Source organism: Actinoplanes awajinensis subsp. mycoplanecinus (genome assembly GCF_001509495.1).
Taxonomy (GTDB): Bacteria; Actinomycetota; Actinomycetes; order Mycobacteriales; family Micromonosporaceae; genus Actinoplanes; species Actinoplanes palleronii.
In genome coordinates this window covers 139,346-155,186 of sequence record NZ_LLZH01000002.1, presented here as the reverse complement: position 1 = coordinate 155,186, position 15,841 = coordinate 139,346, and the positions used below count along the sequence as shown (strand labels likewise).

14 protein-coding genes are annotated in these 15,841 nt (G+C 71.5%); 7 read left to right on the top strand and 7 right to left on the bottom strand.

The window, feature by feature from the left end:
* The 4 genes from ADL15_RS01815 to ADL15_RS01800 form a co-directional block, all read right to left on the bottom strand.
* On the bottom strand, positions 1-845 hold an 845-nt coding region (locus tag ADL15_RS01815), incomplete at its 3' end, for a sugar kinase (RefSeq protein WP_232343850.1).
* A 34-nt stretch (positions 846-879) separates the two neighbouring features.
* Positions 880-1,521, bottom strand: coding sequence for a bifunctional 4-hydroxy-2-oxoglutarate aldolase/2-dehydro-3-deoxy-phosphogluconate aldolase (locus ADL15_RS01810; protein ID WP_083970815.1), 642 nt, complete (start codon positions 1,519-1,521; stop codon positions 880-882).
* 86 nt (positions 1,522-1,607) lie between these two features.
* A complete protein-coding gene (locus ADL15_RS01805; RefSeq protein WP_067684460.1) occupies positions 1,608-2,174 on the bottom strand; it encodes a hypothetical protein in 567 nt (188 codons plus the stop codon).
* Between the two features lie 66 nt (positions 2,175-2,240).
* Positions 2,241-3,098: a TetR/AcrR family transcriptional regulator C-terminal domain-containing protein gene (locus tag ADL15_RS01800; RefSeq protein ID WP_232343849.1), complete on the bottom strand. Its 858-nt coding sequence runs from the start codon at positions 3,096-3,098 to the stop codon at positions 2,241-2,243.
* Positions 3,099-3,225: 127 nt separating this feature from the next.
* Between ADL15_RS01800 and ADL15_RS01795 the strand changes: the two genes are divergently transcribed.
* A complete protein-coding gene (locus ADL15_RS01795; RefSeq protein ID WP_067684456.1) occupies positions 3,226-4,458 on the top strand; it encodes an FAD-dependent monooxygenase in 1,233 nt (410 codons plus the stop codon).
* Here the strand turns inward: ADL15_RS01795 and ADL15_RS01790 are convergent.
* Both ADL15_RS01790 and ADL15_RS01785 read right to left on the bottom strand, forming a co-directional pair.
* Positions 4,430-6,478, bottom strand: a complete 2,049-nt coding sequence (locus ADL15_RS01790) for a peptidoglycan recognition protein family protein (protein ID WP_067684454.1) — start codon at positions 6,476-6,478, stop codon at positions 4,430-4,432. The genes ADL15_RS01795 and ADL15_RS01790 overlap by 29 nt on opposite strands.
* 118 nt (positions 6,479-6,596) lie before the next feature.
* A complete protein-coding gene (locus ADL15_RS01785) occupies positions 6,597-7,232 on the bottom strand; it encodes a TetR/AcrR family transcriptional regulator (protein ID WP_067684452.1) in 636 nt (211 codons plus the stop codon).
* A gap of 54 nt (positions 7,233-7,286) precedes the next feature.
* Between ADL15_RS01785 and ADL15_RS01780 the strand changes: the two genes are divergently transcribed.
* Both ADL15_RS01780 and ADL15_RS53900 read left to right on the top strand, forming a co-directional pair.
* A complete protein-coding gene (locus tag ADL15_RS01780) occupies positions 7,287-8,870 on the top strand; it encodes a CocE/NonD family hydrolase (RefSeq protein WP_198170460.1) in 1,584 nt (527 codons plus the stop codon).
* A gap of 60 nt (positions 8,871-8,930) precedes the next feature.
* Positions 8,931-9,074, top strand: a complete 144-nt coding sequence (locus ADL15_RS53900; RefSeq protein WP_198170458.1) for a hypothetical protein — start codon at positions 8,931-8,933, stop codon at positions 9,072-9,074.
* A 97-nt stretch (positions 9,075-9,171) separates the two neighbouring features.
* Here the strand turns inward: ADL15_RS53900 and ADL15_RS01775 are convergent, their stop codons facing one another.
* Positions 9,172-10,878 (bottom strand): alpha-glucosidase, encoded by a 1,707-nt coding sequence (locus ADL15_RS01775; RefSeq protein ID WP_067684450.1) that lies wholly within the window; start codon positions 10,876-10,878, stop codon positions 9,172-9,174.
* A gap of 82 nt (positions 10,879-10,960) precedes the next feature.
* Here ADL15_RS01775 and ADL15_RS01770 point away from each other — a divergent pair, with 82 nt between their 5' ends.
* The 4 genes from ADL15_RS01770 (at position 10,961) to ADL15_RS01755 (ending at position 15,838) form a co-directional block, all read left to right on the top strand.
* Positions 10,961-11,965, top strand: a complete 1,005-nt coding sequence (locus ADL15_RS01770; RefSeq protein WP_067684448.1) for a glycosyltransferase family 4 protein — start codon at positions 10,961-10,963, stop codon at positions 11,963-11,965.
* A gap of 155 nt (positions 11,966-12,120) precedes the next feature.
* Positions 12,121-13,275: a glycosyltransferase gene (locus ADL15_RS01765; RefSeq protein WP_067684446.1), complete on the top strand. Its 1,155-nt coding sequence runs from the start codon at positions 12,121-12,123 to the stop codon at positions 13,273-13,275.
* The gene (locus ADL15_RS01760; protein ID WP_198170456.1) at positions 13,272-14,354 is read left to right on the top strand and encodes a glycosyltransferase; all 1,083 of its coding nucleotides are present in this window, start codon (positions 13,272-13,274) and stop codon (positions 14,352-14,354) included. Before ADL15_RS01765 ends, ADL15_RS01760 begins: the two co-directional genes overlap by 4 nt.
* Complete coding sequence (locus ADL15_RS01755) at positions 14,351-15,838, top strand: glycoside hydrolase family 130 protein (RefSeq protein WP_067684444.1); 1,488 nt, start codon at positions 14,351-14,353, stop codon at positions 15,836-15,838. Before ADL15_RS01760 ends, ADL15_RS01755 begins: the two co-directional genes overlap by 4 nt.
* Positions 15,839-15,841: the final 3 nt, after the last annotated feature.

Below are 15,841 nucleotides of genomic sequence, written 5' to 3'. Positions count from 1 at the left end.
GGAGATGTGTATAAGAGACAGGTGTGCAGGCGGGTGGTGGGTGGGGCGCCGGTCAGGCGGTCGGCCAGGTAGCCGGCTACGAAGGCGTCGCCGGCGCCGACCGGGTCGATCACGGTTACCGGGAGGGCGTCGGCGGTGAGGCGGGTGCCGTCGATCAGGGCGGTGCAGCCCCGGGCGCCGTCCTTGATGATCACCTCGGTGGGGCCGAGTGCGGCCAGGCCGGCGACCGGGTCGGTGGCGTCGGTGAGGATGGCGGCCTCGTCCGGGCCGGCGAACACCACGTCGGCCCGGGTGACCAGGTCGCGCAGGATCGGGGCGGCGTCGGAGCGGGACCAGAGTTTGCTGCGGTAGTTGACGTCGATCGAGACCGGCACCCCGGCGGCCCGGGCCGCCTCGACGGCGGCGAAGACGGTGGCGCGGGCGGTGGCGCTCAGGGCCGGGGTGATGCCGGTGATGTGCAGGATCCCGGCCGACTCCAGCTCGGACAGGGGCAGGTCGGCCGGGTTCAGGTGGGAACCGGCACTGCCGGCGCGGTGGTAGTCCGCGTGGATGAACTGGGCGGACCGCCGATAGCGGATCATCAGGCCGGTCGGTGACGTGTCGGGGACGGCCAGCACCCGTACGCCGGAGGAGCGCAAGCGGGCCGCGATCAGTGACCCGGCGGAGTCCGGGCCGAGGCGTCCGAGCCAGGTGGCGGACCCGCCGAGACGGGCGACACCGACCGCGACGTTGCTCTCCGCCCCGCCGACCGCGAGGGTGAAACCGGGGGCGTGGTCGAGCGGGCCGATGCCGTCCGCCACGAAGATCCCCATGGCCTCGCCGAGGGTGAACAGCCCGCCGCTCACCGGACGCCCCGGGCCGATGCCGGGCGAGGCGCGGTCACGAGCGGGCCTGGGCGACGGCGTCGACGGCGCGCTTCGCCCGGGCGGCGAGGGCGGTGAGGCTGCCACCGGTGGCCGCGTCGCCGACCAGAGGGCCGCCCAGCCCGACCGCGGACGCGCCGGCGGTCAGCCAGGCGGTGATGTCGTCCAGGTTGATGCCGCCGGTGGGCAGGATGCGGACGTGCGGTAGGGGTCCGCGGAGGTCTTTCAGGTACGCCGGTGTCAGCCCGCCGGCCGGGAAGAGCTTGACCATCGGCGCCCCGGCGAGGTGGGCGCGGTAGACCTCGGTCGGGGTGTACGCCCCCGGGTAGCACGGCACGCTCTGCCCGGCGAGGGTGTCGAGCACCGGCGAGACCAGGAACGACGCGCCCGCGTCGACGGCGGCCCGGGCGTCGTCCGGTGTGAGCACGGTGCCGGCCCCGATGATCGCGCCGGGTGGCAACTGGCGGCGCAGGGCGGCGATCGCGGCGAGGGCGCCCTGCGAGGTCAGGGTGACCTCCAGGGCGGTGATCCCGGCGGACACCAGCACGTCGGCGACGACGGAGAAGCCGCCCGCGGTCGGTGCCCGGAGGATGGCGACCAGGCCACTGTCGGCGATGGCCGCGGAGACGGGGTCGAGGGGGGTGCGAAGATCGGTCACGGGGTCGATCCTGCCCGATCCCCCGCCGCCGAGGCCAGCTGCCGGCGGCGGATTCCCATCACTAAAGGAAAGCGCATTCCCAGCGCTCAGGAGCGCTCCACCTCGGAACGTTTGAGGGGCGCACCGTTCTGCGGCTTCCGCCCGTTCAGGGAGTGCGGCCGCGCCGACGGCGGGGCGTCCTCGATGCCCAGCTCCTCGCGGATCGCCGCCTCGAGCTGCTGCATGATCAGGGGCACCTGGGCGAGCAGCTCGCGGAAGTGGGTCTCCGGGCGGACCCCGGACACCCCGGCCGGGTTCATCGGCGCGTGCAGCCGCTCGAGTTGCAGGTGGACGGCGAGGGCCGCGCTGCGTACCGGGCCGGAGGCGAGCAGCCGGACCGGCATCAGGGCCGGGCTGATCTCGTCGGTGTAGGCGAGGGCGGACGGCGGCTTCTCGTCCGCCTCGAAGCTTAACCGCAGGCGCACGACCGACCGTTCGAAGGCGGCCAGCAAATCGACGTAGGCGGCCTTGCGCTCCTCGTACCAGCGGCGGGTGCGCCGCCGCCGGCTCAGCAGAACGTTGTCACGGGCGGCGATGAACCGCACCGACGCGGCGCCGACCAGCGCGAACACGGCGGCCACGAGGGGCAGCCCCCACCACGGGATCTGAGACACCCGCTAACCGTATCGACCCGGTGCCGGGCGGTCTGTCACCCACTCCCAAGGCATCGACGACCAGGGTCACCCGATCCAGACCTCGATCCCGTCCAGGATCCGGGCCAGGCCGAACTCGAAGAGCACGTTCAGATCAAAGGCGAAGTCCGGCGTACGCAGGAACAGCTCCTCGAACTGCGGCATCCGGTGCTCCTCGACGAGCCGCCCGAACGCCGCACTCTGTGCGTCCATCCACTCGTCGTCGGTCAGCCCGGTGTCCCGCATCGCCACGGCTTCCGGCTCCAGCGCGCTGGCCACCCCGCGGACGAAGCTGAACAGCAGCACCTCGACGAGCATCCGGTCGGTCACGGTCAGCCGGGTCCCGCCGAGCGAGCCCATCAGCCACTCGCCGAGCCGCATGGCGTTCGGGGTCATCTGCGGCCGGGTCAGCGACATCGACACACCCAGCCAGGGATGCCGCTGGAAGATGTCCCACAGCGCCCGGCCGCAGCGTTCCAGATCGGCCCGCCACGCGCCGGAGTACCGGGGTGGCACGCGCAGCTCGCCGAGCGCCGCGTCGATCATCGCGAGTTCCAGGTCCTCCCGGCCGGGCACGTGCCGGTAGAGCGACATGGTGGCCACCCCGAGGTCGGCGGCGACCCGGCGCATGGACAGCTCGCCCATGCCGTGCTCGTCGGCGATCCGGATCGCGGCCGCCACGATCCGCTCCGGGCTCAGGTCGGTGTCACGCCGCGGGGCCGGCCCGGCGACCACGGTCCCGACGCCGGGTCGGGCCAGGGTCAGCCCCTCGTCCCGCAGCGCCGCGTGCGCCTTGGTGGCGGTCGCGATCGCCACACCCCACTCCCGGGTGATCGCCCGCGCCGACGGCACCCGGTCGCCGGGGCGCAGCTCGCCGGCCTCGATCCGGCGCCGCAACTCCGCCACGATCCGTGTGTAGGCCGCCTCCACCTAGTACACCCACCCCTCCGTACTAGTGCGGTTTGCCCTGGTGGAAGAACCGCGCTTAGCGTGCGTAGTACATCGATATACAGAGTACGCAGGGGGCGGGGACATGCGGGTACTGATTTCCGGGAGCAGCATCGCCGGGCCGGCGTGTGCGTTCTGGCTGCACCAGGCCGGCGCCGAGGTGACCGTGGTGGAGAAGGCCCGGGCGCCGCGGCCGGGCGGGCACGCCGTGGACGTGCGCGGCGTGGCCCGGCGGATCGTCGAGGCGATGGGTGTCCGGGAGGCGATCCGGGCCCGGCAGGTGGACGAGCGGGGCATCGCGCTCGTCGACCGGAACAACCGGCCGTTCGGCAAGCTGCCCGCCACCGCGTTCGGCGGCGAGGGCATGATCGCCGAGATCGAGATCGCCCGGGGTGACCTCGCCGAGGTGCTGCGCGAGGCGACCGAGGACGTCACCGACTACCGGTACGGCGACCGGATCACCGCGCTGGCCCAGGACCCGACCGGCGTCGACGTCACGTTCGCGAGCGGCACGACCGGCCGGTACGACGTGGTGCTCGGCGCCGACGGCGTGCACTCCGGGGTCCGCGCGCTGGCCTTCGGCCCGGAGACGGACTACGTGCGCCACCTCGGGGCCTACTCGGCGTACTTCACCGTGGCCGATCCGGGCGACCTGGACCACTGGGCGCTGATGTACAACGAGCCGGGCCGGGTCGCCCTGCTCCGGCCGGAGCGCGGCGGCACCGCCAAGGCCGGGCTCTCCTTCCGGGAGTCGTCGCCCGGTTTCGCCCGGCTCACCCGGGACGAGGAGCTGCGGCTGGTCGCCGAGCGGATGGCCGGCGCCGGCTGGAAGGTCCCGGGGTTGCTGGCACAGATGCCGGACGCGCCGGACTTCTTCTTCGACGCGATCAGCCAGGTCCGGGTGCCGCGCTGGTGGCGGGGCCGGGTCGCCCTGGTCGGCGACGCCGGGTACTGCGGGTCGCCGCTCGCCGGGCTGGGCACCAGCCTGAGCCTGACCGGGGCGTACGTGCTGGCCGGCGAGCTGGCCACCCGGCCCGATCCGGAGTCGGCGTTCGCGGCGTACCAGGACGTGATGGCCGACTACGTGGCGTCCGGGCTGGAGCTGCCGCCGGGCGGGATGTCCGGTTTCGCGCCGAACAGCCGGCTGATGATCCGGGCCCGTGGGCTGTCCTTCGGGATGATCAGCCGCTGGCCGATGCGGCAGCTCGCGGCGAAGCAGTTCGGCAAGGCCGACGCGATCACCCTGAAGGACTACGCGCTGGGCGCGACCCGGTTGCCGGACCAGGCCGTCACTCCAGGTACGCCAGCCCGTCGATGATCACTCCCGGACGTCCGGCCGTGCCCTCCGGCTCCACCCGGACGGTGTGCTGCCCGGCGTCGGCCCACGAGCGGGCCCAGATCACCCGGCGGTAGACCGGCGCGGTCGCGCGCGTGTCGGCGTACCCCTGGAAGTCGCCGTCGACGTAGACCTTGACCCGGCCCGAGTTCGTCGTCCGGCCCACCACCAGGCCCGCGGAGCTGCCGGTGAACGTCCAGCTCAACGACGACGCGTCGGTCGCGGCGGCGGCTGCCGCGCCGCCGAGATGGCCCGGGTCCGGGCGGTCCCGCCAGCTTCCGGTCCGCACGGCCTCGGTCTCCTGCAACACCCCGGGGGTACGACTGACCGCCGCGGCACGCTCGTTGCCCGCGTGGTCGGTCGCCGTGACCGTCCAGGTGCTCTCCTCGCCGACCCGGGCCGTACCCGTCAGGCTCTTGATGCTCCCGGCCAGCGCGGCCTCGCTCGCGCCGGCCACGGTGACCCCCCGCAACCCGGCGGGATCGGTGGCCGACCAGCTCAGCCGGACCGGCGCGGTGACACCGACCGTCCCGCCGGTGATCGTGGCCCGCGGCAGGCCGGTGAAGTCCGGCGGCGTCGCGTCCGCCACCACCTGGACCGTGGCGGTCGCGGTCCGGCCGGAGAGGTGCACGGCCTGGACCGCGACGGTGTGCTCGCCGGGTTCCAGGGTGAGGTTCGCGAGCCGGAAGCCGTTGGCCCGGGACAGCGCGAGCGTGCCGTCCACGTAGACGTCGAACCGGTTGATCATCCGGCTCGAGGTGATCAGGTCCCAGAGCGGGCGGAGCGCGCCCTGGGTCCAGTACGTGCCGGACCAGAGCCAGGCGCCGGAGAGCTTCTGGAAGGCCAGGCCGCTCGGCGCCGCGCCGGCCAGGCTCCGGATCGACGGGAGCTGGGCGTAGAGCGCCTTGCCGGGGCACTCGGTGAGGCCGGCGTCGCGGTGCCCGGAGATCCGGTTCAGCAGCACCCGGCGGCCGGCGGTGAATTTCGGGCTGCCGCCGGAGACCATCGTGGTCCGCCCGGCCGGTGCGTTGCCGTCACCGCCCAGCTTGTACGCCGCGAGCTGGGCCACCGACAGCCGGGCCGCCGCCGGGATGGCCACCGAGCGGAAGTCGCCGATCACCGCGACCGCGCTGGCGTTGCTGTTGAAGCCCAGGGTGTGCGCGCCGAGCACGTTGTGGGTGACGCCGCCGCCACGCCCCTCGAAGATCGTGCCGCACTTGTCGACCAGGAAGTTGTAGCCGACGTCGTTCCAGCCCTTGCTCTTCACCTGGTAGGCCTGGATGCCGCGGACGATGCTGGTCGAGGTCCTGCAGCTGTAGTTGTTGCCGGTCGCGGTGTGGTGCACGAAGAACACCTCGACGTCGCCGGTGTAGCTCGGCGACTCCTTGACGATCCGCTCGTTCGCGCCCCAGGCGGCCCGGGTCAGCATCTTCGGCACCGGGCGGGCCGGGATCTCGACGCCGGCCTTCCGGCGAGGTTTCTCGAACGCTGCGGGTGTCATCGCCGCCGGCGACGAGGAGGAGGGCGCGTCCGGGTTGATCAGGTCGACGCGCATCCCGGCCGGCAGCGCCCGCGCCCCGCTCCCGGTGATCACCCGGGCCTGCACCCCGATCGACGGGCCGACCCAGAGCGGGTCGCTCGCACCCCGGACGCCCGGGCCCTCGGCGCCACCGGACTCGTCCGGCGCGTCGGTCTCCAGCACCTGCCACGGCGTCCAGGTCCCGGTGCCGGCCGACCGGGTCCGCACCTCGATCGTCCCGGCCGCGACCGCCTTCGGGTCGTCCCAGGTCACGCCGACCAGGCTGAACCGCGCGGTGTCCCGCTCCGGCAGCTCGGCGATCTCCGCGCGGCCGCCCGAGGACTCCGCGACCAGGCGCATCCCGGCCGGGAAGGCGAACGTCTGCAGCAGCGGGACCGGGCGGGACGGGGTGAGACCGACGATGGCGAGCGCCACCGCCGGGGTGGCGGCGACCATGGCGGCGACGAGACGGTTCCGGCGCATGCGAGAAGCTCCCCAGCCACCGGCGGAAGGGGTCATTTCGGGATGCAACCGGCGACCAACTGACACCTTGCCGGGGACGCGAGTGGCCTGTGATGAGTTCCGTGAAAAAGCCTCGGACTTATCCGGCTTTCTGCTGATGCCGGGCCTGCTCCACCAGACCGGCGATCATCCAGTCGGCGATCGCGGGGAATTCCAGCGGCCCGCCACCGCCCTCGATCAGCGCCTTCCGCAGGAACGGGAAGTCTCCGCTGGTCACGGCCGCGCCGATGTCCACCGCGGCCAGCGCCGGATCACTCGTCAGCTCACCGGTCACGTAGGACGCCACGAACCCGGTGAACAGCCCGAGCAACGTCATCTTGGTGATACCGGGAAGACCGGCCGGCTCCAGCGCGCGCAGCCCGTGCTCCAGGAAGCCGAGCAGGTTGCGGCCGGTCAGCCGGCGGCCGCCGAGCACACCGGGCAGCCACGGGTGGGCCCGCATCAGGTCGCGCTGCATGACCAGCAGCGCCAGCACGTCGGCCCGCCAGTCGCCGGTGACCCGGGGCGGGACCGGCTCGCCGGCCACCCGGTCCACCATCAGGTCGATCAGGTGCTCCCGGTCCGGCACGTACGTGTAGAGCGACATCGCGCCCGCGCCGACCTCGGTGGCGACCCGGCGCATGGTCACCGCCTCCAGCCCGTCGGTGTCCGCGACGGTCACCGCCGCGGTCACCACCTGGTCACGCGTGTACGCCGGTGGACGCCCTCGCGGCATGACGTTCCTCCTGGTAGTCTTTTTGGTACAACGTACGGGAAAGGGGTTTGATCGATGCGCGACCTGCCCTGGCTCCTCCGCCTGATGCGACGGCGGACCCGCAAGGGTCCCGCCGCACGGTACGACGTCCGCTGGGTTCCGGCCGTGCCGGTGCCCGGCGCCGACGGCGATCCGATGCTCACCGACCACTACGCCCCGACCACCTCCGAGCCCTGCCCGACCGTCCTGCTCCGCGCGCCGTACATCCGCGGCGGCTTCCCCTGGAACTACCTCTACGGCGCCCTCGTCGCCGAGCAGGGTTTCCACGTGCTGCTGCAGAGCAGCCGCGGCACCGGCGGGTCCGGCGGGGAGTTCGCCGCCTGGAGCAACGAGGCCCGCGACGGTCAGGCCGCCGTGGAGTGGATCCGCAAGCAGGACTTCTTCAACGGCGACCTCTACACGCTCGGCCCGAGTTACCTGACCTACAGCCAGCTGGCCCTGGCCGCCGCGCCGCCGCCGGAGTGGCGCGGCGCGGTCGCCCAGGTCGGCGTGCTCGATCCGTACCGGTTCTTCTGGCCGGGCGGGCGGTTCGCCCTGGAGCGTTCGCTGGTCGGCGGCCTCGGCCTGTTCAGCCAGGCCCGGACGTTCCGGGCCAACCTCGGCGCGGTCGTGCGCCTGCAGATGCGGCTCAGCGGGATGCTGCGCCGCACCCCGCTGATCAGCACGTATCCCGCGCTGTTCGGCGGCCGTCGCCCGGAGTTCGAGAACTGGCTGACCAGCCCGTCGCCGGACGACCCGTACTGGGCGGGCGCCGGCGTCGGCGCGGCCGCGGCGGCGCTGCCGGTCCCGGTCAGCCTCTGCACCGGCTGGCACGACCTGGCCACCGACCAGGTGATCGAACTCTACCAGCGGCGCCGGGACGCGGGCCACGAGGTGGACCTGCTGATCGGTCCGTGGACGCACACCAACGCGCTGGAGCGCGGCTGGGCGGAGGTGTTCGACCAGGCGATGCGGCGGATGCGCGGCGAGTCACCGCCGCTGCCGGTCCGGGTGCACGTCGGTTGCGCCGACGAGTGGCGCGATCTGCCCGATTGGCCGCCGCCCGGCGTCCGCCCGCGGCGGTTCCACCTGGGTCCGGGTTCGCTCACCGCTCTTCCGGGTCAGGGTTCGACCACTTTCCGGTACGACCCGGAGCACCCGACCCCGTCCATCGGCGGCGCCCTGCAATCGCCCACACAGGGCACCCGGGACATGGCGAAACTCGAAGGGCGCGACGACGTGCTGCTGTTCACGTCCGCCCCGCTCGACGAGGCGGTCGAGGTGATGGGTCCGGTGCAGACCGAGTTCGACGCGTCGACCAGCGCGGCCAGCGGCGACCTGTTCGCCCGGCTCTGCGACGTCGACCCTTCCGGCCGGTCGGTCAACGTGTGCGACGGGCTGGCCGGGATCGCAGCCGACGGCCGGACCGTGGTGACGATGGGCTCGGCGGCACACCGGTTCCGGGCCGGGCACCGGATCCGGCTGCTCGTGGCCGGTGGGGCGTACCCGCGCTGGCTGCGCAACTACGGCACCGGCGAGCCGCCGGCCACCGCCACCCGGATGGTCCCCACCGAGACCACGGTGGAGCACAGTTCAGTATTGATGATCACTGTGGTTTAGCGGCTCGGAGCCGTGGGGTACAGGGTCGCCGCCCCATCCCCACGGCTTCGAGGAGTATCCATGACTATCCAGGGCGTCTTCTATCTGATCGCGATCATTCTGCTGGTGCTGGCCGCACTGCCGGTCGCCACCCGCGGTATCAGCCTGGCCCTGCTCGGCGCGGCGTTCGCGCTGCTGGGTTACGCCTGGCCGGTCCTCACCTGATAGCAGTCCCGGGCTTCCCGGGCATTGATCACCGGCCTCGTCAGGCTTTGATCACCGGCCTCGTCAGGCCTTGATCACCGGCCTCGTCGGGCCTTGATCACCGGCCGATGGTGCGCCGGTAGACCACCGCCTGCCAGGGGGCGAGCGTCAGCGCTTGCGACGACGCCCCCGGCAGGTTGGTCAGCACCAGTTCGGCGCCGGCCCACCCGGCCGCGTCGTCGATCTCGGCCGGCGCCGTCTCGCCGGAGAAGTTGCCGATCACCAGCAGCTCGGTGTCGCCGAGCCGGCGGGTGAACGCGTAGAGCCGCTCGTCGTGCGGCAGCAGCATGGTGAAGTCACCCTCGGCCACCGCCGGCTCGGCGTGCCGCAGCGCGATCAGCTGCCGGTAGTAGTGGAACACCGAGTCCGGGTCAGCCCGCTGCTCGGCCGCGTTGATCTGCGGGTAGTTCGGGTTGACCGCCAGCCACGGCGTGCCGGTGCTGAACCCGGCCTGCGGCGAGGAGTCCCACTGCATCGGGGTGCGCGCGTTGTCCCGACCCCGGGCCCGCAACACCTTCAGCACCTCGTCCGGGGTCCGGCCCTCCAGCTCCAGGGCCTGCTTGTACTGCCCGAGCGCCTCGATGTCGCGGAAGTCCTCGATGCCGCCGAACGGGTAGTTGGTCATGCCGAGCTCTTCGCCCTGGTAGACGTACGGCGTGCCGCGGTGCAGGTGCAGCACGGTGCCGAGCATCTTGGCCGAGGCGGCCCGGTGCTCCGCGGAGTCGTCGCCGTAACGGGAGACGACCCGGGGCTGGTCGTGGTTGTTCCAGTACAGGCTGTTCCAGCCGACCTCGGCGAGACCGGCCTGCCAGCGGCCCAGGATCGCTTTGAGGTTGGTCAGCTGCAGCCGCTGCAGCAGCCACGGGTCCGGGCCCCGGTCGGCCCAGACGTGGTCGAACTGGAAGACCATGTCGACCTCGTGCCGGTCCGGGTCGGTGTGCAGCTTCGCCTCGTCGACGGTGACGCCGGGCATCTCCCCCACGGTCAGCATCTCCTCACGGCCGGCGAACACCTCCCGGTACATCTCCTGGAGGAACTCGTGCAAACGTGGACCGCCGATGAATCCGGCCGAGCCGTCGGCGTACGCGGAACCGGCCGCGAGCCGGCCGTCCGGCAGCGGAAGGACCTTGGAGATCATGTTGATCACGTCCATCCGGAAGCCGTCCACGCCCCGGTCCAGCCACCAGCGCATCATCGCGTAGACCGCCTGGCGGACCTCGTCGTTCTCCCAGTTGAGGTCGGGCTGCTTGCGGGAGAACAGGTGCAGGTAGTACTCGCCGGTCTTCTGGTCGAACTCCCAGGCCGGTCCGCCGAAGACCGAGCCCCAGTTGGTCGGCTCGGCGCCCGGCGCGCCCGGCTCCATTCCGTCTCTGGCCGGTCGCCACCAGTACCAGTCGCGCTTCGGGCTGTCGATGGACGAGCGGCTCTCCTCGAACCACGCGTGCTCGTCGGAGCTGTGGTTCACCACCAGGTCCATGATCAGCTTCATGCCGCGGTCGTGCGCGCCGGCGAGCAGCTCGTCGAAGGTCGCCAGGTCGCCGAACATCGGCTCGATGCCCTGGTAGTCGCTGATGTCGTAACCGTTGTCGTCCTGTGGCGAGGGATAGATCGGCGACAGCCACAGCACATCCACACCGAGTTCGGCGAGATGGTCCAGGTGGTTGATGACGCCGCGCAGATCACCCATGCCGTCACCGTCCGAGTCCGCGAAGCTCCGCGGGTAGATCTGGTAGACGACCGCCTTCTTCCACCACGAATCAGTCATAACTCTTCTCTAACACGAGAACGGACCGCAGAACGGGCAGGCATACTGTGCGAGTGTTAATTGACCAAAGATCGCATTTGTCGTGAAGATCGCGTTGTTGGGGCCTATCGCCTGGCGGACGCCGCCACTGCACTACGGACCGTGGGAACTGATCACCAGTCTGCTCGCCGAGGGGCTGACCGCGCGCGGCATCGACGTCACGCTCTTCGCCACCCTGGACTCGGTCACCGAGGCGACCCTGGACGGTGTCGTGCCCACCGGTTACGAGGGCAACCCGGAGATCGACGGCCGGGTCTGGGAAGCCCTGCACGTGAGTCACGCCCTAGCACGATCGACCGAATTCGATCTGGTGCACAACCACCTGGACTGGCTGCCGCTGGCGTTCTCGGAGCACTGCGCGACACCGATGCTGACCACCGTGCACGGCTTCTCCGGCGTGAACATCCTGCCGGCCTACCGCCGGGCCCGGTCGCAGTACGTGTCCATCTCCGACAGCGACCGCTCGCCCGATCTCGACTATCTGGCCACCGTGTACCACGGCGTTGATCTGAACGGGCTGCCGTTTCACGCGGATGGTGGTGAAGATCTGATCCTGTTCGGGCGAATCCACCCGGACAAGGGCACCGACACCGCCATCGAGATCGCTCGACGGGCCGGCCGCCGATTGGTGCTCTGCGGCATCGTCCAGGATCATGACTACTTCACCGAGCGCGTGGAGCCGCATATCGACGGTGACCGGGTGGTCTACCTGGGCTCGGTGGGTCCCGACGAACGAGGGAAGATCCTCGGTTCCGGCCTGGCTCTGCTGCATCCGATCCGCTTCGCCGAACCCTTCGGCCTCTCCGTGGTGGAATCGATGGCGTGCGGCACCCCGGTGATCGCTTACCGAAAAGGATCAATGCCTGAGGTAATCGACGACAGCGTGACCGGCCTCCTGGTGGATACCGTGGACGAGGCTGTCACCGCGGTCGGTCGGGTCGGGGAGATCGATCGGGGAGCGTGTGCCGCGCGTGCCCGGCACCGCTTCTCCGCGGACCGGATGGTCGACGAGTACCTGGCGATTTACCGAAAAATCGTCAGCAAATAGCTGAATCTTGTTAACGTCGCAATGTGAATTGCGCGTTAAACGGGAGTTATTCCCGGAACGCCTTTACGCCGTTCACGCGCGGTGTGCACGTTCGATGCCCGCGCGCGGAGTCCGCGCTGCGGGGAGGCAGCCGGCCTAGGATAGAAAGGCCAGTCATGCCCGCGACATACGGGTTTTTGAGCACTTATCCGCCCACTCAATGCGGTTTGGCGACGTTCAATGCGGCGTTGTCGTCCCACCTCACGGCCGGCAGCGGCGGATCGGGGGTGGTGCGGCTTCTCGCCAGGGACAATGCCAGCGGGGGGATCGCGCTCGACCGGGGCGCACCGCGGGTCGTGCACACCTGGGACACCGATCTGCCCGGTGGCTGGCCGGGTGCGGCCGCCGCGCTCAACCGCTTCGACGTGGCGGTGCTGCAGCACGAGTACGGCATCTACCCCGGCGACACCGGCGACGAGGTGCTGCCCCTGCTGCGGGCGCTCCGGGTGCCGTCGATCGTCGTGCTGCACACCGTGCTGACCCAGCCCAACGCCCGGCAGCGGGCCGTCCTGGAGCAGATCGTCGCCCGGGCGGACGCCGTGGTGACCATGACCGACACCGCCCGGCGCCGGCTGACCACGTACTACGCGGTCGACCCGCACAAGGTCACGGTGATCCCGCACGGCGCCACCAGCCACAGCGGGGTGGCCCGCGAGACCCACGACCAGCCGTACCTGCTCACCTGGGGCCTGCTCGGGCCGGGCAAGGGCATCGAGTGGGCGCTGCGGGCGCTCGCGTTGCTCGACGACCTGGACCCGCTGCCGATCTACACGGTCGCCGGCAAGACCCACCCCAAGGTGCTCGAACAGCTCGGCGACGGATACCGGGACGGGCTGCGCAAGCTCGCCGCCGAGCTCGGCGTGACCGACCAGGTCCGCTGGGTGGACACCTACCTGGAACCCGCCGAGCTGTCCCGGCTGATCCGCTCGGCCGACGCGGTGGTGCTGCCGTACGACTCGACCGAGCAGGTCACCTCCGGCGTGCTGATCGAAGCGGTGGGCGGCGGGGTGCCGGTGGTGGCCACCGAGTTCCCGCACGCCGTGGAGCTGCTGGCGGACGGACCGGGGCTGCTGGTGCCGCACCACGACCCGGAGGCGATGGCGGTGGCCATCCGGCACGTGCTCGCCGAGCCGGCCATGTCCGGCCGGCTGACCGGGCTCGACAGCGGACCGACCCTGCGCTGGCCGGCGGTCGCCGCCCGCTACCAGGCGCTGGCCTCCCGGCTGGTCGCCGACCGCTCGCCGCTGGCCGCCGCGACCATCCCGGCATGAGCCTTTCCTTACGGCTGATCCCGCCGCCGGTCCAGCTCGCCGACGTGCCGCAGCCCCGCTTCGACCACGTGCTGCGGCTCTCCGACGACACCGGGATGCTGGAGCACGCCCGCAACGCGATCGCCCGCCGCGAGCACGGCTACTGCGTCGACGACGTGGCCCGCGGCCTGCTGGTCGTCGCCCGGGAGCCGAAACCGGCGCCGGACGTGCTCCGGGCCGCCGAGCGCTACCTGGCGTTCCTCACCCACGCGCAGGGCGCCGACGGGGCGTTCCACAACCGGATGAGCTACGACCGGCGCTGGCAGGACGAGCCGACCCTGGGCGACTGCTGGGGCCGGGCGCTGTGGGGGCTCGGCACGGCGGCGGCCCGCAGCACCTCCGGCTGGATCCGGCGGGAGGCGCTGATCGCGTTCCGCCTCGGCGCCGCCCGGCGCTCCACCTGGCCGCGGGCGATGGCCTTCGCCGGGCTGGGCGCGGCCGAGGTGCTGCGCGCCGACCCGCACGACCCGGTCGCCGCCGAGCTGCTCGGCGACGCGGCCACCGTGATCGGGCTGCCCGGCTCGGACCCGGCGTGGGTGTGGCCGGACCGCGAGCTGACCTACTCCAACCCGGCCCTGGCCGAGGTGCTGATCGCGGCCGGCGACCTGCTCGGCGACGAGGCGCTGCTCGGCGACGGCCTGCGGATGCTGTCCTGGCTCTGCGATCAGCAGGAGCAGCACGGGCACCTGTCCTGCGTACCGGTCGGCGGCTGGCGGCCCGGCGCGGTCCGGCACCGGTACGACCAGCAGCCGATCGAGGCGGCGGCGACCGCGGACGCCTGCGCCACCGCCGCCGCGGTCACCGGCGACGAGCGCTGGGACGCACCGCTGTTTCAGTCGATCGCGTGGTTCCTGGGCGATAACGACACCGGATCGGTGATGTACGACGGCGAGACTTGCGGTTGTTATGACGGATTGACGGCTGATGGTCCTAATCTGAACCAAGGAGCCGAATCCACCCTCGCGCTCGTCTCCACGCTGCAGCATGCCCGCACGCTGGCGATCCGGAGCGCGACCCGACCGTCAGGCGGCCAAGCGTGACCGCAACAGTCAATACGACCGACATCACCCGTCACAACATCACCATGGCGCCCGACGGCCGGCGCGTGGTCATCAAACTGTTCGTGCCCGGCGAGGACGCCCACGCCACGCACAACCGCGCGGCCTGCATGATCGAACGGATGCTCCAGCTCGACGAGAAGGACATCACCGAGCTGCTGGACGACGTGCTGAACCGCTTCTCCGGCCGGCACCACGACATCCTGTCGGTCTTCCAGCACCACTACGAGGTGGTCCAGCACCGGGTGCCGCCGGAGATCGAGCTGTCGCCGTCGGCCCGGACGCTGATCGGGGCGTACTTCAGCCACGAGTTCTCGGTCGAGGCCGCGGCGCTCTGCAACCCGTCGATGATCCCGCACCCGGACCAGAGCGACCTGGGCCCGGGCGAGCTGCGGGCGGCGCTGAGCCTCCGGCAGATCGGCGAGGGACACATCTCGTCGATAGGGTTCTGCAGCGTGATCATCGGGCCGGGCGCGGCGATCCGGCTGGAGGACCGGGACGGACCGCTCACGATCGGCCAGCGGGTCGGCGCCAAGCACATGAAGCACCAGCTCTTCGCGGCGCTCGGGGACGAGAACATCGACAACGAGGCGTCCGCGTACATCCTGAACTCGCTGCCGGACCGGTACGACGACCAGGAGTTCGAGGACACCCTCAGCCACATGCCGCACGAGCTGTCGGCGCGGCCCACCACCCCGATGACGATGGACCTGATCCGGCGGATCGTCGGCGACGACTACGCGGTCACGTTCCCGGCCACCATGCCGCTGCACCAGCGGGTGCTCTGGCCGGCCACCCCGAGCGAGAGCCGGGGCATGGAGGACGCCCGCTTCGTCCGGGTGATCGACCCGGACGGGCGGCCGGCGTACCAGGCGACCTACACCGCGTACGACGGCTTCAACATCTCCGGGCGGGTCATCTACACCCGTGACCTGCGGCACTTCGAGGTCACCACGCTGCACGGGCCGGCCGCCCGGAACAAGGGCATGGCGCTGTTCCCGCGATACATCAAGGGCAAGAAGATGGCGCTCTGCCGCTCCGACGGCGAGACGCTGGGCCTGGCCGTCCGCGACGAGCAGCACCGCTGGCAGCCGGCCGGCCCGCTGCTGGTCCCGCACCGCGGCTGGGACCTGATCCAGGTCGGCAACTGCGGCTCGCCGATCGAGACCGAGGCCGGGTGGCTGGTGCTCACCCACGGCGTCGGGCCGATGCGCCGGTACGCCATCGGCGCCATGCTGCTCGACCTGGACGACCCGTCGAAGGTGATCGCCGACCTCCCGCAGGGCCTGATCGACCCGGACGAGATCGAGCGCGAGGGGTACGTCCCGAACGTGCTCTACTCCTGCGGCGGCCTGGTGCACGAGGGCCGGTTCTGGCTGCCGTACGCGTCCAGCGACGTCCGCATCAGTTTCGCCAGCATGCCGCTGGACCGGCTGCTGCACCGGATGACCCCGATCGAGCGCTAGAGC

Coding starts and splice junctions, on each gene's coding strand:
- ADL15_RS01780 (WP_198170460.1), top strand. CDS start 7,287: ATGCGCGACCTGCCCTGGCTCCTCCGCCTGATGCGACGGCGGACCCGC.
- ADL15_RS01760 (WP_198170456.1), top strand. CDS start 13,272: ATGAGCCTTTCCTTACGGCTGATCCCGCCGCCGGTCCAGCTCGCCGAC.
- ADL15_RS01795 (WP_067684456.1), top strand. CDS start 3,226: ATGCGGGTACTGATTTCCGGGAGCAGCATCGCCGGGCCGGCGTGTGCG.
- ADL15_RS01785 (WP_067684452.1), bottom strand. CDS start 7,232: ATGCCGCGAGGGCGTCCACCGGCGTACACGCGTGACCAGGTGGTGACC.
- ADL15_RS01775 (WP_067684450.1), bottom strand. CDS start 10,878: ATGACTGATTCGTGGTGGAAGAAGGCGGTCGTCTACCAGATCTACCCG.
- ADL15_RS01790 (WP_067684454.1), bottom strand. CDS start 6,478: ATGCGCCGGAACCGTCTCGTCGCCGCCATGGTCGCCGCCACCCCGGCG.
- ADL15_RS01765 (WP_067684446.1), top strand. CDS start 12,121: ATGCCCGCGACATACGGGTTTTTGAGCACTTATCCGCCCACTCAATGC.
- ADL15_RS53900 (WP_198170458.1), top strand. CDS start 8,931: ATGACTATCCAGGGCGTCTTCTATCTGATCGCGATCATTCTGCTGGTG.